Here is a 20451-nt window from a genome sequence, read left to right on the forward strand (position 1 = left end):
GAGACTGGAACTATGGACGGCAGCAAGACCACCGATCTCACACTCTACGATGCCGCAGATGAGGTCATCGTCAACAAGACCGTCGATGGCATCAAAAAATCCGGCCGACAGTTGCATACCAACCTGGCTAGCCAGCTGTCGGCGGGCGGTCCAATCAACGATCGACTTGTCCTCGTGGAGCAAGATATCACCGCTATCGAGGCGGATGTTTCCACATTAGATGCCGGCCTTGCGACAGAACAGACGACCCGAGCTGCGGCGGATAGTGCGCTTGACGGCAGGCTCACTTCCGTCGAAGCCATCGCGGCGACTGGCATCAATTGGACGACACAGCGCGTCGAATGCAGGTCGACGGCCAATGTCGATCTCGCCACGGGATTGGTGAACGGCCAGGCGCTCAACGGTTTGGTGGTCCAGACCGGCAAGTTCTATTTCCTCGGTCTGCAAACCGACCCGTCGCAGAATGGGCTGTATGTTGGGGTGGCGGCCGGCGCCGGTGTGCGCGCCACGTGGGCTGACAGCGCCGCCGAGCTAACGCACATCGGTTTTGTGCTGCAAGCAGGCACCGCGGGCGCAGGCGAGAAATGGACGCTGGCCATGGCTGCCGGCGCAATCAATCTCGGCGTCACCCCGCTTAATTTCTCCCCGGCGGGCATCGAGCCAGGCTACGCGGCCGAGGTGAACACAGCGCGCGGTGGCGCTCTCAGTCTAGGAGCGCGCCTGGACGCGACTGGCGACCAGCAGAAGAACATGGCTGGGAAAGGCTATCGCGAGGAGTATTTCAGCGACAACGACAATATGGTCGCCACCAATATCACCGATGGCTTGGTGCCTGCGTACGTCGCCACGGCCGTCCCCACCGGCCTTCAGATCGCCAGCACGACGGGCGGCAATCGCATCATTCTCTATTCGACCCGCAATAAGATCGGCGGCCGGCATACGCGGTTTCGCTGCCGCCAAACCGTCACTTCCTTTCCGAGCAGCTGCCGGGTCGGTTTTTCACTTTTCGACGGTACCAGCAGATCGACCTTCTTGCTCTCCAACGCCGGCATTATGAGCCGCGTTGGAACCGGAGCTGCCACGATCTCGACCTCTGGTCCGACGTTCGCGAATGGCGACGTCATCGAATGGCGTGTCGATGTCTACGATAATGGCACGATCTATGTGCAGCTGTTCAAGAACAGCGAGTCTCCATACTGCTTCGGCGCGACAGGCGTGCCGATCGGCGACGTCATGTCTCTTGCGCAAAGCGGCGGTACCGGCACAACGAGCGTCACTCACTTCCTCCCAAAGGAAAGCACCTTCGATTCGCTCATCGACGACTTTGCTCGCAGCCGGCATGACGAGCGCATCAGTGATAACGAAATGGGGGATTTGGCGGCGGTACAGCTTTTGCTGGAGACAATGCGTCGGCACATGCCTGCCGGATGGACACCGATAGTCCCAACGTCTCGCAAGTTCTACTACTCGGGCGCGGTCTATATTGCCAACGTTAGCCTGACCTTGGCGCAGGTGCTGTCGATTTACGATCCGGACGTCGCTAGCATCTACGTCGATATCGCCACTGGCAGCGATATCAACATCGGTTCCTCTACCTCGCCGCTGAAATCCATCAATGCCGCCCTGGCACGGTGTCTTGCCGGGTCGAAGGTGATCATTTACGTCAAGGGCGGTCTCTACGATTTCGACAATTGCTGGAAAAGTGTGGCTCCAGCATCCAGCACGATCGCTGTCGTCTCCTGGGATGGCGTTCCGGTCATATCGTCGATGCATGACGCGAGCTTGGTCTGGTCGCTCGACTCGGGTACGACCTATGTAGCGACCTTCGCAGGTCGCGTCGTCAACTCATGGGATGCCAAGACGGCCAACCTGACCGCCGATGGCGATTATGGCCGTCTTACGCTCGCGGCTTCTCTGGCGGCGTGCCAGGCAACTCCGGGCACGTATTTCATCACCGGGACCAGCATCTATGTGAACCCGGTCGACGGTCGGTCGCTGGTCGCAGACCCGGACCTGCGCATCTACAAAAAGCACGCCACCACGACGGCGAACGACACCAACGGCAACTTCCAGACGCGCAATGGGACGATCTACCTCGAAGGCATCTATTTCGAGGGCGGCCTCTCCCCGTTCTTCAATCGGCTGGACGATCCCGCCTACAAGATGAACGTCTATGCCCGCGACTGCACGTTCAAGTATGGCGGCACGGACAATTTCGACATCAACGGTGATACCTACTGCGTTCTGCAGAGATGCATCGCTGCATGGAGTGCCCAAGACGGCTTCAACTATCATGCCATCTTCGGCTCGCTTGCGCCGCAGGTGATCGAGGTGGATTGCATCGGCCGCCACAACGGCACGGACACCGCCGGCACCAACAACGGCTCGACTATGCACGAAGGTGGCTGGATCATTCGCGCGAGAGGGCTGTATCACCACAACCAGAACCGCAACGTGCACGACATTGGGAACTCATTCTCGCTGAACATGGGCTGCACGGCACGCGACAGCACGAGCGGCACAAACAGCGTCAACTTCGCCTCCGGCCTGGCGACCGAGACGCCCGGCACTCAGATGTGGCTGGATGGCTGCACGTCGTCAGGTTCGACCTTCGATCTCGACGCCGGCACCGGATCGACCATCAGAACGTCAGGGCTGGTAAGCGCCAACAGCAACCGGTCCGGCGGAGCATTCTCCGGCACCATCACAACTTACATCGCAGCATAAGAGAGGGAAACGGACCATGAAAATTGCCAGACACACCCTTTCAGCCGTAATCGCCAAATTCTCCGACACCAGCTTCGGCGAGGAGGCGCATCATGTTGCGAAAGCGATCGAAAAGTTCGCAGCAGACCAGGGCGTATCAGTGGCCAAGGTCGTCGGCACGTTGGCGCGGCCTGAAAACGACGAGGATCGGCGCTACCGGATCTCGATCGAGCAAGGTGACGCCTTGTTCGGCCCGGCTGGCTGGTCACGAGTGCTCGACAACGACTTGAGTATGAAATGGACCGACGCGGGAGGCCGATCGATCATAATCGGTGCGGATGGCAGGCTTACCGGATCCGACGGCAGTCGCTTCACACGCGCTTTCGGCACCGCATCAGAAGTCTTCGCGGCCTTGGATAGCATGCCGAGCGACGATCAGCTGGCGGCTGCCGAGAATGATGACGAATGAGAGGCGCCGGCCACCGGTTCCGCCGTCAATAATTCATACACACGTAAGGCCATGTAGGCATTGAGTGCTAGTTCACGACCAAGCTTCGGCCGCGCCACCGTCAATCTGAGGACGCTCCGGAGAGATTTGGGTAAAAAGCGTGAGGCCAACTTCCCCCATCGACGCCTGCTGTTTGTACGCTCGGCGGCATGTAACGGGATCAAGGTGAGCACATGCTCAATGAAGCTGTTGTTGAAAACTTTTTTCGCAGCCGGATTTGACAAGGCAGCGGCCAATTCGATCAGAAACCCCTGCGACCAGTATTCAGAATACGGCGGCAAGGAACCGTTCGTTGCGTAAGGTATCCTCGGTTTTAGCTTGAGGCTGATGTGCTTGATTGACTTCTTCGCGGTGCGCAGGTTCGGAGGAAGCCGCCTGACCATGCGAATGATCGGATGGGTCAATAGTGGATTGGCGACCTCCATGAAGTTGAGAACTATGTCGGACAAAGGGGCGAGGACAAGCGGCAGTCGGTAGCCCTGATAAAGGCGATCTCGCCAATTCTCCCGGCTTTCGGCTGGCCTGCGTTGCCATTCGACAGGAAGTTCTGGGCAGGTAAGACCCCACTCTGCGATTTGAGCAGGAGCGTAGAAGTCCGAGAGCAGCGCAAGCCCGACACCGCGGCGCACGTCCTCCTCAGTGGTGGTTTCTAACCATCCAAAACATTCGTCACCCCTAACGATGCCTCTCACGCCTTCGGCAGACAATTTTCGGAAGCTGTCGAGATTGTCCAGGACGCCCGTGAAATTGGAGACGCGCCCATCTGAAGCGTGGAGCAAACTGGTGAGCAGCACGCTCGGTGAGTAGTCCGACAGATCGAAGGGCAGGAACTCAAACTTTGCACCCACTGCAATGGCTATAGACTTTGCGACGGCAGCGTCGCCAACCGGATCGGATAATGCGTCGCGACGACCATGGCTGAAACACTGCAGCTTGGTGGGGCCAATCTTCAGCAAGTTCAATCGACTATCGTAACCACCTGACAAGGAGATGTGCCAAGACTTCTCGTCTAGCCGTACCTGGGAGAACGACGCGTCGATGGTTCCCTCCAAGTCTTTGGTGGTTGCAGCTTCGGACGATCGGGCCTCGCAAAACTCGACGTTGCCGGTTTGGACTGTGTGCCGCCAGGCGTGGCGGTCAAACCTCAGAACCGAATCTGGCTTGAGCATTTGAACGCGAGCATCCCAAGATCGATATGGGCCTAGGGTCCCTGCGGCCAGGTACCAGGCAAGGGTTGTTTGATCGAACTGCAAGTCAGGCAGCGATCGAATGACGGCAAACTGCGATGTGGAGACTATAAACTTGTCATCTGTCACCGCATACCAAATCGCGCGGCTTGCGACCATGTCGGTCACAAGCTCGATGGTTTCATCGTCGTATCGGACCAGAGCGTAAGCACCTTCAGGTGTGTTGCTGCCGACTTTTGCCCACTCCTTTTGGTCCCGCAGCAGAATGCCAAAACAGAAGGCGCGGTCTTCGTGGCCAACGAGTTCATCGCCCCCTAGCATCGCAGTGCTTACGTGGCCGCAGACATGTGTATCCGGCTTCTTGATGCCAAGGGCAGCACATTCAGGCTGAAAAGCGCGCCGCAGATCATTTTGGGAAAGAGGTGTCTCCTTCCGGCCAAAAGCAATCAGAAACTTTGCCAACTATACCCCCCCGAGAACACAGGACGCTAGAAAGGTCGTCGCCCGTTCGACCACCAGACCAGAGGTTTTTATTTTCAGCGTGCCGCCAAGCACAGCAGACTGTTAGGGCGCCAGCCGGTTATCCGGCGCCAAGCCAGATGAAACGGCGGCCCGAAGCCGCGTCAAACTTTGCATGTAAATGATCCCCAATGCCCAAGGACATAAAATGCACCAATAACGGGCAAAGTCAAATTCAATCGCCTATTACTTGGGCATCGGCCGCTAAATTATTGAGCAGAAACTCGCTGGTCAGGCCGCTTGGGATGTGGGTCATTTGAAGCGCTTTGCCGGCACGCCCCAAAATCCGAAGCGTACAACCTGCCCCGCGAGGGCGAAAAATGCCCTAGATATCGGATCGATCTGCTGGTGATTGGTGCGCCGACTGGTGCGGGTGGCTCGGGGGTTACAAAGCCGTCGAGCGACCAAGCGGTCTGTGACGGACCCACTTGGACCAGCCATCGGCCGCACCCGCCGGTCGTGAATAGTTCAAACCCCTGAAAATCTCAACTGGTCCCCGGGGTGCTGTCCTGGTGATGCTTATTCGACCACCAGATCAGGTATATCGAGCCCAATTTTAACACCGGCACGCGCCGGTCGCGCTCGCGGCTCCGCAATTCGCGATAGGTCTTCACCTTCAGCGTGCCGCCAGGCAGCTTGATACGAAATGCCATTTGATTTCCGCCAGATTTTGCAGCGCAACCTAAGCGCTTAGCCGACCGGCAAGTCAATTCTAACAACCCAGCCTTCATTCAACTGCCCGTGAGGGCGGAAAGGAACTGCTATGTCGTCTATCCTGACGGCCGCCTTGCTGCGCAAAATCAGCAAGGGCACGCCGAATGCTGCGAACATGAATTCGGTCCTGATCGCGCTCGATTGCTTTGGCGCCGCCACGGGCCTCGATCAGCCGCATCGCCTGGCTCACTTTCTATCGCAGATCATGCATGAGAGCGGGTCGTTCAAATACGATCAGGAGATCGCCTCGGGCGCCGCATACGAAGGCCGAAAGGATCTCGGCAACACGGTCAGGGGCGACGGCAAGAGGTTCAAAGGTCGTGGCCCAATGCAGCTCACAGGCAGGAAGAACTACGCTGCTTTCACCAAATGGGCGCGCAAGCTCGACGCGTCCGCCCCCGACTGCGTGGCGCATCCGGAGCTGGTCAACACCGATCCTTGGGAAGGTGCATCGGCGATCTGGTATTGGGACGTCGGCAATCCGACCGGCAAGTCGCTCAACGCCTATGCCGACCAAAACAACGCCGAGATGATAACCAAGCGCGTGAACGGCGGCCTCAATGGCTATGCCGATCGCCTCGAATATTACGATCGCGCCGCGCTGGTGATGCTGGACTACGGACCGACTGAGTATGAGCGTTTCCAGACCAACGCGCAGAAGACCGGCGACTACAAGGGCAAGGTCGACGGCGATCCCGGCCCACAGACGCGCGCCGCTCTGCATGCCCGCCTGGTCAAGCTGACTGCAAAGCCCGAGCGGGCACCCGAGGTCAAGGCGGCACCGGTGACCACTGTGGAGCCGGTGGCGGTGCCTGTGAAGGAACTGGAGAAGCCCGCCTGGCAATCGCCTGAGGTGCTGATCCCGGCCGCAGCGCCTGTTGCTACTGGCGTGGGCACGTTCCTGAGTGGCGCCGCGCCGATCGTCGCCATCACGCTGATTGTGGTTGTCGCCGCCTTCGCGGCCTTTCTCATCATCCGCCGTGACCGCATGAAGAGCGCCCAGGCTGCGAAGGTCGAGACCATCAACGCCCAGGGCTCACTCTGATGAGCGAGTACAAGATATCGTGGTGGGAGCCGACCGATCGCAAGCGGCAATGGCTTCGCCGGTATACATCGAGCGACCAGCACAAATGCTCGGGGACGGGCAGCTACTGCAACGCCATGTTCGAACTTGGTGAAGCCGATATCCTGTACACGAAGGACGGCTATATCACGGGTGACCGAGACGATCGGAAACCTCCAGAAGATGACCCTCGTTGGCCGAAATCCTGCGAGGCCTGCGGCCGGCTGTTCGGTGACAATGATCCACATCAGCTTTTCGGCAAGCAGATCTACATCTGCCAGGCGACAGGCCAGCGCTCGACGCTCGACAAGGCGCCCGTCGGTGCCTGCTGGGATGCATGGTGGATTTCCGAGCGTCGCAAGGAGGGTCCGACCGGCTCCGGCTATATGATTGGTCCCGATTATCGGTCCCTCGTGGTCAAGTGCCCCGGCAATCACGACTGGCATATCGATAACCGCGCCAGCAACTGCACGATGCCTGACGAAAGGGAGCACTTCTGCTGGGTCCGCCATGGCCGTCCCGAGGATGGCACGCTGCATGTCGACAAGAACGGGAATACCTGCGCTGCAGGCGCCGGTTCGATCGCCATAACTGGCTTTCACGGCTTTCTGCATCACGGCGTTCTGAGGGATTGCTGATGCTCGAGCTCCTCGCCGTTGCACTTAAGAACTGGAAACTGATCGCCCTCGGCGCGCTCATCGGAGCGGTGCCCATCGCCTATTCGATCGGGCACTGGAAGGGCGACACGCAAGGTTACAACCGCCGCGTCGCCGAAGTCGCCGCGGCGGACGTCAAAGCTGAACTCGAAAGGAAAGGCGACAATGCGAAGCTCGCTGGTATGTCTGACTATGATCTTTGCGTTTCTGGCCTGCGCGGGAGTGGCATGCCAGTCGACGCCTGCGAGCAGCTGCGCGGGGTTCCTGAAGAACAGCCTTAGCCCGGCTGGGACAGTGGCGCTGATCGGCGTAGACCGACCCGGCTACGAGCGGGTGCTCGGCAACGACCGGAACGGCCAGCGCCGTAAGTGCTGGGAATAAGACAGCATGACAGGCGACATCGCATTGGCAGCTTCGGGTCCGGTCCCGATCCCGCTAGAAGACGTAGGTTCGATCTTTCTTTCCCAGGGCCTTCTCGGCGCCATCTGCCTGGCGCTCGTCTACTTCATCCTCATGCTGCGCGCCGAGCTCCGGGATGTTCGAGCCGCTCACAAGGTGGAGCTCGCGGCCAAAGACTCCCTCATCAATGAACTTCAGGAGGACCGGCTCAAGGAGGCGCGCGTCGGCTTCGACCTGGCCAAGTCGTTTCAATCCACGATGGACGCCTTCGCCATGACAGTCAGAGGAAGGGATTCCAGATGACTTCACTCAGGAAGCTGTTCTGGCTCGATCGGGTCGGCCCCGTGACACACAACGAAGTGCCCTCGGCCGAGCGGCCTGCGGAAAAAGAGCGGGAGGTGAAGGCGGCTACCTCCAAACTGATCGTTAGCGCGATCGATCTGCGCCGGAAGAGCTGGGAGGTTCGCAGGGACCTTGCGGGAAGAGTTCTCAGCATAGTCTCAGGAGACGACCAATGATCCACGGACCGGAGTTTTCCCCCAACAGAGTGGTTGCCGGGTCTGTCGTTGCCATCATCCTATACTGGGCTCTATCCATCGTCGTGGACCATCATCTTCTGAGGGACGTCGTCAACTCGCTTTCCTTCGGCGTGTCGCTCATCATCGCCATGACTTGGGGACCATCGGCCTACAGGGCGGCGAGAGAGAATGTCGCCGGTGGGGAATGGATGCTGATCCTTGGCACGTTCCTGCTCTGGTCCGTGGTGATGGTCCAGCGCACCTATGTGATCCTCTACAATTGGGCAGGCCAGCCGCAATCATGGCAGGAATCGGCAATACCAGGCTTCTGGCCCTACTGCTATGTGCTGGCCGGTTTGCTGTTCATCGCAGCACCCGGCGTCAGGAGCGAGGGCATCCGGAAAAAGACGGTCTGGGCCTTGGTGGCGGCCGTCGCAACCGCCTCGCTCGTGGCCGGCTTTCTGATCGGAGCATCCGTCAGCAGCTACTAGATCCGCGCCCGGCGGTTCCGGGCAATGCCAAAAGGGAACACCCGCACACATGACCACCACCATCAAGGTGAACACCAACGGCAACTACGTGTCGACCATCAAGATCAACGGCGTCGAAGCGGGCACTGTCGGCCCCGGCTCGATGGTCGAGAAGTCTTTCGGCCTTCCGCACAACAACGGCGGCCCCTCGGTGTTCGAAGTGTTCGAGCGCCAAGCCACGCCCGAGGAGATCGAAGCCGCGAAGGCCGCCGCGTCCCGCTGATCATTCTCCCGACGCCAGCAACATCGCCCGCCGTACCGAAAGGTGCGGCGGGCTTTTTTGCTGTGTTGGTGGAACACTCGCCTGCGACCATGGTTTGATCAAGCAGCACCGTGCCGCCATGTCGCGGCATGCACAGAGGAGAGCGCCGCTTGCCCATTTGGACACGAAGGGACGACAGAGAGCAGCGCACGACAGATGCTGCACGGTCATTAATCGAGGTGGAGCGGTCGGCCCGAGACGCAAAGACGGCTCGGCTCCGGGAGCAGCGGCTGAAGGCTGAAAACAAACCCACGTCGGAAACACGCGATGGAACAGCTTCGCAGTGAAATGGCGGCGTTGGCGGATCCAGGCTTTTGGGTGGCGCTGGCGGTTGTGCTGGTTCCCTATGCGATCGGAGTTGTATTGCTTCTCTGGGTAGCGAGTCCCACGGCTCCACAGTAGCCTTCTTCCACCGTCGGTTGGTGGACACGTTATAGCTGATTCGCCTAACTTCTCCCCCACGATCTGGCGCCAGGCAAGCCCAGACCCCCGAAGTCCCTAAGCTTGGTGTCAGCGCTTGATGCCCGCCGTGCGCGAACAGCGCGGCGGGCTTTTTGCGTTTTTGGGGCCGGGTTGACACGGCCGCCCGATCATGAACGGAATGAGAACATCCAGTCGGGGGATCTCATGCATTCCGCCATCGATATCTCCGGCATGCCTGCCGGCGACCAGGTCGACAGCTTCATCATCCTACCGCCGTCAGGGGCTCGGTCCGAAGCCGCCTTGCGCGGGGTCGAGGCATTTCTGAAGGGCTGCTTTCCCGAGTTCGAGTTTTTCGCCAATGGTGACGCGCTGCCCTTCGAAGGCGACTACCATGTGCTGCCGATCTGCGGCGTCGGCGGCGACGAACCGGGTACGCTGCGCGTGCTCGACCATCCCGACCAGTCGGTGATGATGGGCATCGCCGCGGCGCTGAAGGGTTTCAGACCTGGCAAGCCGCCGGCGCTGAACTAGTTTCGAGTGCGGCAGCTTTTTTACATTAAATCGCGACGGTAACAGCGTGCTTGTCGCTTGCTAGCGACTTTGCGTAAACGAAGCGCTCTAACTTCTCTTCTACGGACAGTGCTGCAAATTTAACAAGCGCAGCCGTTGTGATGTGAAACTCACCGCATGCCGGGCAGCGAAACGTCCTTACATCGTCAACGGTCTCCAACATCAGAGTTGCAGGGTGTTTCGAGATCGGGCAGGTCGCGGTAATCCAAGGCATCATGCATCCTTCTGTTGTGTAGAAAAGGCTTAGTCGTCAACGATTGCCGTATCACAGTCTTTGCCCATAATGTCGCATCATGTCTGTGCATTGCACATAATTCAGGGAACTACCGTTCGTTGCGGCAGCCATGCGAATCACGTTCCGTTCACTCTGGCTAATATAAGCTTTGTACCTACAATTCATTGAGTGCGTAAAATTGTAAGTACCGGCGCCGGCCGCCTCGAGTTCATTCCGCCGATGGAGCCCAAGCTGGTTTCAAAGCCACCCGAGGGTGAACACTGGATTCACGAGGTCAAGCTCGACGGCTACCGCACCCAGATCGTCATCAACAGCCCCGATGATATCCGCGCCTTCACCAAGAGCGGAGCGGACTGGACCAGCAAATATACCGGCCTCATTGAAGCCGCGCGCGAGCTCGACGTCGAAAACGCGATCTTCGAGGGCGAGGCGGTGGTCACCAACAAGGCCGGGCTGCCAGACTTCGACGCGCTGCAGAAGGCCGTCCACAGCGATCCTTACGCGATGATCCTCGGCGCCTTCGACATTCTGCATCTGAACGGCCACGATCTGCGCGACATCGGCTGCAAAGCGCGCCGCGAAATGCTCTACAGCATCATCAAGCCTGACAGCAGGATCCAGTTCAGCGAGGCGCTTCCAGGTGACCCAAAGGCGATCTTCTACCTCGTCGACCAGGCCGGGATCGAGGGGATCGTGTCGAAGCGCGCCGACAGCCCGTATCGAAGCGGCCCGACATCGAATTGGCTGAAGACGAAGAGCTTCACGGTCCAGGAGTACGAACTGCTGGGCGTCGAGCGCGAACCTGGTAAAGCGGCGTTTGCCCTGCTGGCCGAGCCGGGTACCGGAAAGTATGTCGGGTCAGCCTTCATCAGCTTGGGACGCGACATGAAAGAACGGCTCTGGAGGCGGGTCCAGGAACATGCCGGGCCACCTCCGGAGGGTGTCAAGAAGCGACCGGCAACGCAGTGGGTTGGGCCAGGCGTGAAGCTGCGGATCAAGCACCTTCGGGGCGAGCACAAATTTATACGCCACGCTTCGCTGCTGGGCTTCGATGACGAGGGCTAGCTACCGGGTCAATCGCTCGACCGTCTCAATAATCGCCTTTGCAAGCGCTTCACCCTCGTGCACCGGCAACGGGCCGTAGAGGCAATTCACGGCTTCCTCGCTCAGCAGAACGCCGGCTGGACAAGTGAGTTCGATCGCCATGCGAACGAGCTGCAGGCCGGTTCTTTCCCCGTAGATGTAATTCTCATCCATCGTTAGGATACTGGCGCGCGCCCGACGGTCGTCAAGACGGCTTGACCGGGAGCAGGAATTTGTTCTTATTCCGTTCTCATGGAAATCGAGACGTTGGGTGATGCCTGGAACCACGGCGTAAGGCTGACTGTGCGCTGCGTTTGGGGTAATCGCGAGGGGCTGAAGACCGTCCGCGAGTGCGGCAACCGCTACGAGCTGGACGTCTACACCATGCTGTGGACGCGCGGCCGCGACTTCCCGCTGGCCATGCTGTCCGGCCGGCTGCGCTGCCCGAAATGCGGCTCACGCCGGGTCGCCGTCGGCATCACCATGCCAAGCAACGCCGGCACGGCGGCAGCAAGGGTGGTGCGATGATGAAAAGGCCGCGCCTGGCGGCTTTTGTCGTAGACGGCAACACGGTTTATAGAAGGCTTCAAAGGGCGCGACCGGGGAGCTATCGAATGCCTATCTACTTTGTCCCGCCGCGAGGGCGGATTTTGATTTGCGACTTCGACATGGCCTGTGTGCCGCCTGAAATGGCGAAGGAACGTCGGGTGGTAGTGGTATCTCCCCGCTCTTACAACAGACGCCATGGAGCTGGGCCCGGACGGTGTCTCGTCGTCCCCTTCTCATCGGCAGCACCAGTTGCGAACAGACCCTGCTATGTACCGTTCGCCGCCAACGTGTATGCGAGCCTCACAGAAGAGACCTGGGCTTATTGCGACGCGCTATCGAGCGTTTCACACGCCCGGCTCACCCCGGTCCGCGCAAAAGGCAAGGACCTCTTTGAAGACCTGACGCCTGAAGACGTGGAGCGCATAGCGGTCGGACTTCGCCACGCGATCGGCATTGCGTAAAGCTCAGAAACACCCCATATTACTTTTCTATCCCTTCGGGGACGTTAAGGAGCGTATGCTAGCTGCCACTGGTGCTGCAATGCCTTCGCTCCCGAAACAAAAGGGCCTTAGCGACTGGTCGTTAGGGCCTTTTTGTTTTCGTGGCCACCTGGCCCTCTCTTTCTTTTACAAGCTTTCTGCCAGTGTTGTCAGTGGATTAGGCGGCGTCGGATTTCGTGGCATTAAGGGAAGCTGTCAAATGACTGATAAGAAATGCCGCTCATCGTCTCTGGTTGTGCCTAATCCGCAACTGCCGGTTCTCGTCCCGTCATCGATCTTCAACGATTCACGCTTGAAGGTGTACAGGGCACATTGCTTTGCCTATGAGGCGAGCCAGATTTGGGAAATTTGGATACGTGAAACAACCGACATGGCTAGGATAGACTACGACGCATCCAGCCAAACGCACAGTCTCTATCAGAATCTCCTTGTCCCACCAGCCGAGTTTATTCTTCCCATAAGCGACTGCCTCCGCTGCCTCCGCAGCGGCTTGGATTATCTAGTAAGCGCCCTTGCCAGGAAGGCTTCGCTCCCAGACGATAGCATTTTGTTCCCATTCGGTGGGACACGCGGTGATGTTGAGAAATCTTTCAAGGATGATGCTAATAAGCAACGCCGCGCCCAAGCGCTCTATAATGTTCAACTTCGATACCAGGGCCTGAAGGAGATCGTCATGGACCGCATCCAGCCTTGGAACGGAGGTGAAGGCGAGTTCGGTGACTTCCTTTGGCGCCTTATCACGATGGACAACATCGACAAACACAGGCTCATCACGCCCACGGTAATATTCGCCGACGTGCACACCACCGCAATGCCTGGCCTCTCGATCGAGGGTGCCCGCATCTCTGGATTCGGCAAGGCAAACCCCGCTTTTCAAACAGTCGGATGGTCCGCGGCTGAAGGCCAACAGCAACCAGACTCGACCGTTGACGCGGTCTTTCCAGTAGGGACAAAGCTCGAGGGCGCATCGGTTCTCAGTGCATTTGTGAAGGGCGCGAATTTGGTCGATGACGCAGTCAAAATTTTTGCGTCTGAATTCGAGGGGAAGTGATCCGACACGGGTGCAGGTCTCAGCCCTCCGGCCATGCATCCTTTTTGGCCTGGAGCGGCCAAGGCCATCCTGGTTCCCTGGCCGGCCTATGCGACCGCAGTTCAAAGTTTCCCGGTTTGTCCACAGCCACTAGAAACCTGTGGAAAACTCTGAAGTCGCTGTTTGGAAAGGGCTTCTATTCGGCCTGTCACGCCGGAGGTCGCGGGTTCGAGCCCCGTCACTCGCGCCATTTCTCCTTTGGGGTCACGTCCCCTGGTGTCGGAGAAATGTCGACGTTGATTTGTCAAAAACCGTCGTCGTTCATGATGTAATCCATACGGTCTCACCTCTTGGCGAGCAGCGCCTCGACTTCCTGCAGCGTCGGCATGGACGGCGCGGTGCCTGGGCGCGTCACCGAGATGCCGGCGACGGCGCAGGCGAAGCGCACCGCTTCCAGAGGTTCGATCCCCCTCGACAGCGCGGCAGCCAGGCCGCCGTTGAAGGCGTCGCCCGCGCCTGTGGTCTCGACCACCGGGCCGGCGGCGACCGCTGCGACATGCTCGGAACGGTCGGCCGTGTGCAGCAGCGCACCGTTTTCGCCAAGCGTCACGATGACTGCCCCAACGCCCTTCTCAAGCAGGCTGTCGGCGGCACGGCGGGCGTCGTCGATCGAGGACACCTTGATGCCGGTCAGTTCCTCGGCCTCGGTTTCGTTCGGCGTGACATAGTCGCAAAGCGTGTAGATGCGGTCCGGAAGCCTGGCCGCGGGCGCCGGGTTGAGGATGGTGGTCACCCCTGCCCCGCGCGCGATCTCCAGCGCCCGCAGCGCCGCCTCGATCGGCTGTTCGAGCTGGGTGACGAAAACGCCGGCCGCGCGGATGAGGCCGGCATTTGCCTCGATATCGGCGGGCGAGATCAGCATCGCCGCACCCGGACTGACGATGATCGCGTTGTTGCCGCTCGTCTCCTCGATGAAGATATAGGCGGCACCGGTGTAGCTTTCCGGTGTGTCGATGACGGCGCTCTTCACGCCGGCGTGCGACCAGGTCTGTCTCGCCATATCGGCAAAGGGGTCGACGCCGAGGCGGGTAAGGAAGGTGACGTCGGCGCCGAGCCGGCCGGCCGCCACCGCCTGGTTCGAGCCCTTGCCGCCGGGGCCGAGCGTGAAGGACGTGCCCAGGATCGTCTCGCCCATGCGCGGCTGGCGGGCGGCGCGGTAGGCCGTATCGGCGACGAAGACGCCCAATATGACAACCGGCTTCATGACGATCGGATTCGCCGGCATCCCGCTACTCCGCATCCGGTGGCACGACGCCCTTGCGGAACGCAAAACAGCCATAGAAGCGGCGCTCGCCGGTCTGGATGACGCAATAGGCCTTCTTGGCGCGTTCGTAGAAGGCGTAGCGCTCGACCGAGATCATCGGCCAGGCCTTGCCCTCGGCGGCATCGATCTCTTTTTGCACTTCCTTCTGCACGGCGGGAATGTCGTCCGGCTTGCCGACGATCTCCATGCGCGCGGCGGCATCGTCGACGAAGGTGTCCAGCGGATAGAGCGACAGTACCGCCTTGACCACGTCGGCCGCCGACGCATCGATGCGCAGCAGCCGGCCAAGCACGGTCTGGCGCGCCACCGAATCGGACGGGAAATTGGTGTCGGCGATAATCAGATCGTCACCGTGGCCCATCGCCCGCAGCGCCTGCAGCACATCGGCATTGAGCAGCGGATTGATTCCTTTGAGCATGGTATTCCTCGCGAAGTTTGCTGGGGCGAAATCAGAGACGCTTGCCGGTCTCTGCGTCGAAGAGATGCACCTGGTCGAGCCGCGGTTTCAGGTGCAGTGTGTCGCCCGGCTTGAAGTCGTGGCGCTCACGGAACAGCGCCACCATCTCGCCCTCGCCGAAGCGCAGGAACACCAAAGTCTCGGAACCGGTCGGCTCGACCACCGAAATCTTCGCCGGAACACCATCGGGATGGATTTCGAGATGCTCGGGCCGCACGCCGTAGACGACATTACGGCCATCCTCGACGGCACTGGTCGCCGCAATCGGGAACGGCGTCCCGGCGATCTCGACGACAGGCTTGTCGCCCTTGCGCACGACGCCCTTGAGCAGGTTCATCGAGGGTGAGCCGATGAAGCCGGCGACAAACAGGTTGGCCGGCCGGTCGAATAATTCCAGCGGCGCGCCGACCTGTTCGATGCGACCGTCGCGCATCACCACGATCTTGTCGGCCATGGTCATCGCCTCGATCTGGTCGTGGGTGACGTAGATGGTGGTGGTCTTCAGCCGCTGGTGCAGTTCCTTGATCTCGGTGCGCATCTGGACACGCAGCTTGGCGTCGAGATTGGAGAGCGGCTCGTCGAAGAGGAACACCTGCGGGTTGCGCACGATGGCGCGGCCCATGGCGACGCGCTGGCGCTGGCCGCCAGAGAGCTGGCGCGGATAGCGCTTGAGGTAGGGATTGAGGTCGAGGATGTCGGCGGCGCGCTTGACCCGCTCAGTGACCACCGCCGGGTCGGTTTTGCGCAGCTTGAGAGCAAAGGCCATGTTCTGCTCGACCGTCTTGTGCGGATAGAGCGCGTAGTTCTGGAACACCATGGCGATGTCGCGCTTGGCCGGCGGCAGATGGTTGACGATGCGCTCGCCGATGGCGATGGTGCCGCCGGAGACCGTCTCCAGCCCGGCCACCATCCTCAGCAGCGTGGACTTGCCGCAGCCGGAAGGCCCGACCAGCACCACGAACTGCCCGTCGGCGATGTCGACGCTGACATCGTGCAGAACCTTGACGGTTCCGAACGCCTTGGCCACATTGCGGATCGCGACTTGAGCCATCATTCCCCCTTCAGTTGCCGTGAAGCTAAACAACGCAAACGGCTAGGGCAAGTCAGTCTCTTATAGATAAAAAACCCATTCACGTTGACACCGCACTTCGTTGTGCGAATAGTGACAGTGTCCGGCTTATGACCCTGTTCCGGGCGCACCGGTACGCTTGTCCGGCACTGAATGCCAAGCGTCGCGGGAGGGAGAATTCGGGCCGCTATTTACCGGAGTCGCTGTCGTTGGGGAACATAATCGGCGCTCCACCATCTGAACCAATGCACAATTGACCTTCTGGGAGGAACGAAATGAAAGTCAGCCTTTATAACCAACTTGTCCGCGCCGGGGCCACCCGCCGCGACGTGCTGAAGGGAGCGGCCAGCATGGCCGCCCTCGCGGCGGCCTCAAGCGCCGGGCTTGGTGCGCTGACGCGCACGGCTGCGGCCGCCGACGACCTGCGTGCGCAGATCCTGCAGATTCCGGGTGTCGGCAAGGGTCAGCCGACCGATGCCGACTTCCAGCAGGTCGGCGAGCTTTGCCTTGGCGCCACCAAGGCCAATGTCAAGGAAGGCGAATTCGCCGGTGTCGAACTCACCTTCATGGGCCTCAACAACCAGAACCTGCACAATGTGCTGTTTCGCGGCTTCCTGAAGCCGTGGGAGACCTATACCGGCGCCAAGATCAACTGGATCGACCTGGCGCAGGCTGACTACAACGCCCGCCTGCAGCAGTCGATCGCGACCGGCACCGTCGATTTCGACATCATCGAAATGGGGGCACCGTTCGAAGGCGACGTCTGCGGCAAGGGTCTCACCTCCGAGATGCCGGACTGGGTCAAGGACCAGATCGACATGAAGGATGTCGTGGCCTATCTGCAGCCGCCGGTGGGCACCTGGGACGGCAAGCAATATCGCGTGACCGTTGACGGCGACGCACATAATTTCAACTACCGCACCGACGTGTTTGCCGATGCCGACCTCGCCAAGGCCTGGAAGGACGGCGGCGGAGAAGGCGAATGGGGCGTGCCGAAGACCTGGCAGCAGGTGCAGGCGGTGACGAAATTCCTCAAGGGCAAGCAGGTGAAGGGCCAGGATGTCTTTGGCTACCTCGATGCGCCCAAGCCCTGGGGCGGTTTCGGCTTCTATTTCCTCGGCAGCCGCGCCAGCGCCTACGCCAAGCATCCCGATGACAAGGCCTGGCTGTTCGATGCCGACACGATGAAGCCGCGCGTCAACAATCCGGCATGGGTGCGGGCGATCCAGGACGTCATCGATGCCCTGCCCTCCGAACCCGCCGACCAGATCAACGCCGACCCGAACACCACCGCCTTCCAGCAATTCCTGGCAGGCACCGGTTCGATGGTCACCTGGTGGGGCGACGTCGGTTCGAACGTCAAGACCAACGATTCCTCGGTCGTCGGCGACATCACCGGCTTCTCGATCCTGCCGGGCTCGGACGATGTCTACAACTCCAAGACCGGCCAGTGGGACAAGCTCGCCAGCGGCCCGAACCATGCGCCGAACTGCGCCTATCTCGGCTGGGGCGTTTATGTCATGGCCCGCGTCGACAGCGACGAAAAGAAGAAGAAGGCGGCATGGTCTGCCGCTGCCCATCTCGGCGGCAAGGACCTGTCGCTCTGGTGCGCGGCCTATCCGTCGGGTTTCCAGCCCTATCGCAACTCGCATTTCAACATTCCGGAATGGGTGGCGGCGGGCTACGACGAGGCGTTCATCACCTCGTATCTGAAGTCGGAAGCCGACAGCTACAACCATCCGAACGCGGCGATCGAGCCGCGCATCCCCGGCATCTTCCAGTACTACAGCGCCGCCGAGGACATTTTGGCCAACACTTTTGCCGGCAAGATGAAGGCGCAGGAAGGCGCCGACGCCATCGCAGCCGCCTGGGAGAAGCTGACCGACCAGATCGGCCGCGACAAACAGGTCAAGCTCTACAAGGCATCGCTCGGCATGTAGGCTGAGATCGTGAAACCTGGTCCGGCGGCGCACAGCCGCCGGACATCCGCTTGACCGGCCCGGCCTCGATCGGCTCGGCCGGTCATCGAGCCTCCTGTGAACAGGCAAGACGCGTGGCTGACCGGACCCTGGCTGACCAGACTTTGTCGACAAGTGAATGGCCGGCAGGCGCCGTGCCATCCGACCTGATTCCGCGGAGCCGCAAACGGCTTGGCTGGGCGCTGATGGCTGCTGCGACGCTCGGCCTTCTGGCGGTGATCGCGCTGCAAATCCTCTACAAGAGCGAGGTCGACACCATCGGCTTCGAGACCTGGCGGCCGGTGGTCTACGCCTATGTGCTGTGGGGTGTCGCGCTCGGCATCGGCCAGGTGCTGACGCGCGGCGAGGACGGCCAGCGCGCGCTGTTCCTGCTGCCGGCGCTGCTGTTTACCATTGCCATGGTGATCTTCCCGACGCTGTTCGGCTTCTACATCGCGCTGACCGACTGGAACCTCAGTTCCTTCAGCGGACGGCAGTTCAACGGGCTCGACAATTTCTGGCAGATGCTAAACGACGCCTATTATCGCAACGCGCTGTTCAACATGGTCCTCTACGTGCTGGCGGTGTTCGTCGAATATGTCATCGCCTTCGGCCTGGCGCTGCTGCTCAACGCGCAGATTAGGGCACGAAAATTCTTCCGCGTCGTGTTTCTCATGCCGTTGATGCTGTCGCCGGTGGCGGTGTCGTGGATGATCGGCAAGTCGCTGATGGAATACCGCTTCGGGCCCGCCGCGACGCTGGCGCGGCATCTCGGCTGGGAGAACCCGGCCTTCTTCTCCAACCCGATCACCGCCCGCATCTCGATCATGGTGCTCGACGCGTGGACGTTCATCCCGTTCATGATGATCATGCTGCTCGCCGGCCTGCAGGCGATGTCGCGCGAGGTGCTCGAGGCGGCGCGTGTCGATGGCGCCACTGCCTGGCAGACTTTCTGGCAGGTCACCTTCCCGCTGATGCTGCCGGTGTCGGTGACAGCGGTCATCCTGCGCATCATCTTCAAGCTGAAGCTCGCCGACATCATCATCACCGTCACCTCCGGCGGGCCGGGCGGCGCGACCGATTCGGTGTCCAGTTTCATCTACCGCGAATATCGCGACCGTTCGAACGTCGGCTACGGCACGATGCTGGCGATGGCCTATTTGATCATCATCATCGTGTTCGTGACCTGGCTGCTGAAGTTCGCCAGCCGCTTCGTGCGCAACGTCAACTGATCGGGCCGGCAAGATGAGCGTTCAGACCACCGACTATGCCGCTTCCGAAATCCGCTCGCCGGCGAGCTTCCTCGCTAACCGCGTCTTCATCTATGGCGCGCTCATCTTCTGGGCCTTCATCTGCCTGTTCCCGATCTATTGGACGATAACCACTTCGTTCAAGACCGCGGTCGACGTCACCCAGGGCCATCTGATCCCGTTCGTCGACTTCCGGCCCGACTGGAAAGGCTGGCGTTCGCTCGGCCTGTCGCCGGACTCGATCTTTCGGACGTCGACGGTCCGCGACGAATTCATCAAGCGCTTCATGAATTCGGTCATCACTTCGGTCGGCGCGTCGAGCCTCGCCATCGTCATCGGCAGCCTCGCCGCCTACGGGCTGACCCGCTATCGTTACAAGTTTGCCTGGTTCAGGAACGAGGATATTTCCTTCTTCTTCCTGTCTCAGCTGATCCTGCCGCCGGTGGTTTTGGCCTTGCCCTTCCTCGTGCTTTACCGGGAGGTCGGCCTGCTCGACACACGCGTCGGGCTGATCCTGCTCTATACGCTGATGGTGCTGCCGATCGTCATCTGGATCATGCGCGACCAGTTCAACTCCATCCCGGTGGAGCTGGAGGAGGCAGCACTCGTCGACGGCCTGTCGATCTGGGGCGCCTTCTTGCGCATCGTCATGCCGATCGCGCTGCCGGGCATGGTCGCCGCCTTCATCCTGGCGATGGTGCTGTGCTGGAACGAGTATTTCTTCGCCGCGCTTTTGACCTCGACCGACGCAAAAACCATTCCTGTCATGGTGGCCAGCCAGACCGGCTCACAAGGCATCAACTGGTGGTCAATGGCGGCGCTTGCCACCGCCGCCATCACACCGCTCGCCGTCATCGGCATCGCGCTCGAGCGTTACCTGATCATGGGCATGACAGCGGGCGCGGTGAAATAACTGCGCCGGCTCTCCCTTCTCCCCTTGT

At 60.4% G+C, this 20451-nt stretch carries 22 protein-coding genes; 16 read left to right on the top strand and 6 right to left on the bottom strand.

Translation table 11 applies throughout. The annotated features are described in order from the left end of the window. The first annotated feature begins 12 nt into the window (after positions 1-12). Together NKH67_RS11620 and NKH67_RS11625 are read left to right on the top strand one after the other, a co-directional pair. Entirely contained in the window at positions 13-2727 is a 2715-nt protein-coding gene (locus NKH67_RS11620) for a hypothetical protein (protein WP_353030920.1), read from the top strand. A 16-nt stretch (positions 2728-2743) separates the two neighbouring features. Further along, on the top strand, positions 2744-3175 hold the full coding sequence (locus NKH67_RS11625) for a hypothetical protein (RefSeq protein ID WP_353030922.1): 432 nt from the start codon (positions 2744-2746) through the stop codon (positions 3173-3175). On the opposite strand, the gene NKH67_RS11630 is transcribed toward NKH67_RS11625, so the two are convergent. Together NKH67_RS11630 and NKH67_RS11635 are read right to left on the bottom strand one after the other, a co-directional pair. Beyond that, the gene (locus tag NKH67_RS11630; protein WP_353030924.1) at positions 3142-4863 is read right to left on the bottom strand and encodes an asparagine synthetase B family protein; all 1722 of its coding nucleotides are present in this window, start codon (positions 4861-4863) and stop codon (positions 3142-3144) included. The genes NKH67_RS11625 and NKH67_RS11630 overlap by 34 nt on opposite strands. Before the next feature lie 542 nt (positions 4864-5405). Continuing rightward, on the bottom strand, positions 5406-5573 hold the full coding sequence (locus tag NKH67_RS11635) for a hypothetical protein (RefSeq protein ID WP_353030926.1): 168 nt from the start codon (positions 5571-5573) through the stop codon (positions 5406-5408). A 110-nt stretch (positions 5574-5683) separates the two neighbouring features. Here NKH67_RS11635 and NKH67_RS11640 point away from each other — a divergent pair, with 110 nt between their 5' ends. The 8 genes from NKH67_RS11640 to NKH67_RS11675 all read left to right on the top strand — a co-directional run bounded on the left by NKH67_RS11640 (position 5684) and on the right by NKH67_RS11675 (position 11355). Then, entirely contained in the window at positions 5684-6679 is a 996-nt protein-coding gene (locus NKH67_RS11640; protein WP_353030928.1) for a glycoside hydrolase family 19 protein, read from the top strand. Further along, positions 6679-7335: a hypothetical protein gene (locus NKH67_RS11645; RefSeq protein ID WP_353030930.1), complete on the top strand. Its 657-nt coding sequence runs from the start codon at positions 6679-6681 to the stop codon at positions 7333-7335. Before NKH67_RS11640 ends, NKH67_RS11645 begins: the two co-directional genes overlap by 1 nt. Continuing rightward, positions 7335-7634, top strand: coding sequence for a hypothetical protein (locus tag NKH67_RS11650; RefSeq protein WP_353030932.1), 300 nt, complete (start codon positions 7335-7337; stop codon positions 7632-7634). Before NKH67_RS11645 ends, NKH67_RS11650 begins: the two co-directional genes overlap by 1 nt. Before the next feature lie 106 nt (positions 7635-7740). Then, positions 7741-8055 (top strand): hypothetical protein, encoded by a 315-nt coding sequence (locus tag NKH67_RS11655; protein WP_353030934.1) that lies wholly within the window; start codon positions 7741-7743, stop codon positions 8053-8055. Positions 8056-8266: 211 nt separating this feature from the next. Beyond that, positions 8267-8761 carry a hypothetical protein gene (locus NKH67_RS11660; RefSeq protein ID WP_353030936.1) on the top strand — a complete coding sequence of 165 codons (495 nt, stop codon included), beginning with the start codon at positions 8267-8269 and terminating at the stop codon, positions 8759-8761. Positions 8762-8810: 49 nt separating this feature from the next. Continuing rightward, positions 8811-9023, top strand: coding sequence for a hypothetical protein (locus NKH67_RS11665; RefSeq protein WP_353030938.1), 213 nt, complete (start codon positions 8811-8813; stop codon positions 9021-9023). Between the two features lie 666 nt (positions 9024-9689). Continuing rightward, the gene (locus tag NKH67_RS11670; protein ID WP_353030940.1) at positions 9690-10016 is read left to right on the top strand and encodes a hypothetical protein; all 327 of its coding nucleotides are present in this window, start codon (positions 9690-9692) and stop codon (positions 10014-10016) included. 442 nt (positions 10017-10458) lie between these two features. Further along, on the top strand, positions 10459-11355 hold the full coding sequence (locus NKH67_RS11675) for an ATP-dependent DNA ligase (protein WP_353030942.1): 897 nt from the start codon (positions 10459-10461) through the stop codon (positions 11353-11355). Here the strand turns inward: NKH67_RS11675 and NKH67_RS11680 are convergent, their stop codons facing one another. After that, on the bottom strand, positions 11356-11547 hold the full coding sequence (locus tag NKH67_RS11680) for a hypothetical protein (protein WP_353030944.1): 192 nt from the start codon (positions 11545-11547) through the stop codon (positions 11356-11358). 93 nt (positions 11548-11640) lie between these two features. Here NKH67_RS11680 and NKH67_RS11685 point away from each other — a divergent pair, with 93 nt between their 5' ends. The 3 genes from NKH67_RS11685 (at position 11641) to NKH67_RS11695 (ending at position 13473) form a co-directional block, all read left to right on the top strand. After that, the gene (locus NKH67_RS11685) at positions 11641-11901 is read left to right on the top strand and encodes a hypothetical protein (RefSeq protein ID WP_353030946.1); all 261 of its coding nucleotides are present in this window, start codon (positions 11641-11643) and stop codon (positions 11899-11901) included. Positions 11902-11987: 86 nt separating this feature from the next. Continuing rightward, positions 11988-12383, top strand: a complete 396-nt coding sequence (locus NKH67_RS11690; protein WP_353030948.1) for a type II toxin-antitoxin system PemK/MazF family toxin — start codon at positions 11988-11990, stop codon at positions 12381-12383. Between the two features lie 238 nt (positions 12384-12621). Continuing rightward, a complete protein-coding gene (locus NKH67_RS11695) occupies positions 12622-13473 on the top strand; it encodes a hypothetical protein (RefSeq protein ID WP_353030950.1) in 852 nt (283 codons plus the stop codon). A gap of 322 nt (positions 13474-13795) precedes the next feature. Here NKH67_RS11695 and rbsK read toward each other — a convergent pair whose 3' ends face one another. The 3 genes from rbsK to NKH67_RS11710 are packed head-to-tail and all read right to left on the bottom strand — an operon-like array spanning position 13796 to position 16284. Further along, entirely contained in the window at positions 13796-14737 is a 942-nt protein-coding gene (gene rbsK, locus NKH67_RS11700) for a ribokinase (protein ID WP_352501556.1), read from the bottom strand. A 4-nt stretch (positions 14738-14741) separates the two neighbouring features. Beyond that, positions 14742-15194, bottom strand: a complete 453-nt coding sequence (locus NKH67_RS11705) for an RbsD/FucU family protein (RefSeq protein WP_352471958.1) — start codon at positions 15192-15194, stop codon at positions 14742-14744. A gap of 31 nt (positions 15195-15225) precedes the next feature. Beyond that, positions 15226-16284, bottom strand: coding sequence for an ABC transporter ATP-binding protein (locus NKH67_RS11710; RefSeq protein WP_352449436.1), 1059 nt, complete (start codon positions 16282-16284; stop codon positions 15226-15228). A gap of 293 nt (positions 16285-16577) precedes the next feature. Here NKH67_RS11710 and NKH67_RS11715 point away from each other — a divergent pair, with 293 nt between their 5' ends. The 3 genes from NKH67_RS11715 (at position 16578) to NKH67_RS11725 (ending at position 20423) form a co-directional block, all read left to right on the top strand. Further along, positions 16578-18242, top strand: coding sequence for an ABC transporter substrate-binding protein (locus NKH67_RS11715; RefSeq protein WP_023674663.1), 1665 nt, complete (start codon positions 16578-16580; stop codon positions 18240-18242). Positions 18243-18370: 128 nt separating this feature from the next. Then, entirely contained in the window at positions 18371-19492 is a 1122-nt protein-coding gene (locus NKH67_RS11720; RefSeq protein WP_031211226.1) for a carbohydrate ABC transporter permease, read from the top strand. Between the two features lie 13 nt (positions 19493-19505). Further along, positions 19506-20423, top strand: a complete 918-nt coding sequence (locus NKH67_RS11725; protein ID WP_352471960.1) for a carbohydrate ABC transporter permease — start codon at positions 19506-19508, stop codon at positions 20421-20423. The last annotated feature ends 28 nt before the right edge of the window (positions 20424-20451 follow it).

Origin of the sequence: Mesorhizobium sp. M0968, assembly GCF_040319065.1 — a bacterium.
GTDB lineage: Bacteria > Pseudomonadota > Alphaproteobacteria > Rhizobiales > Rhizobiaceae > Mesorhizobium.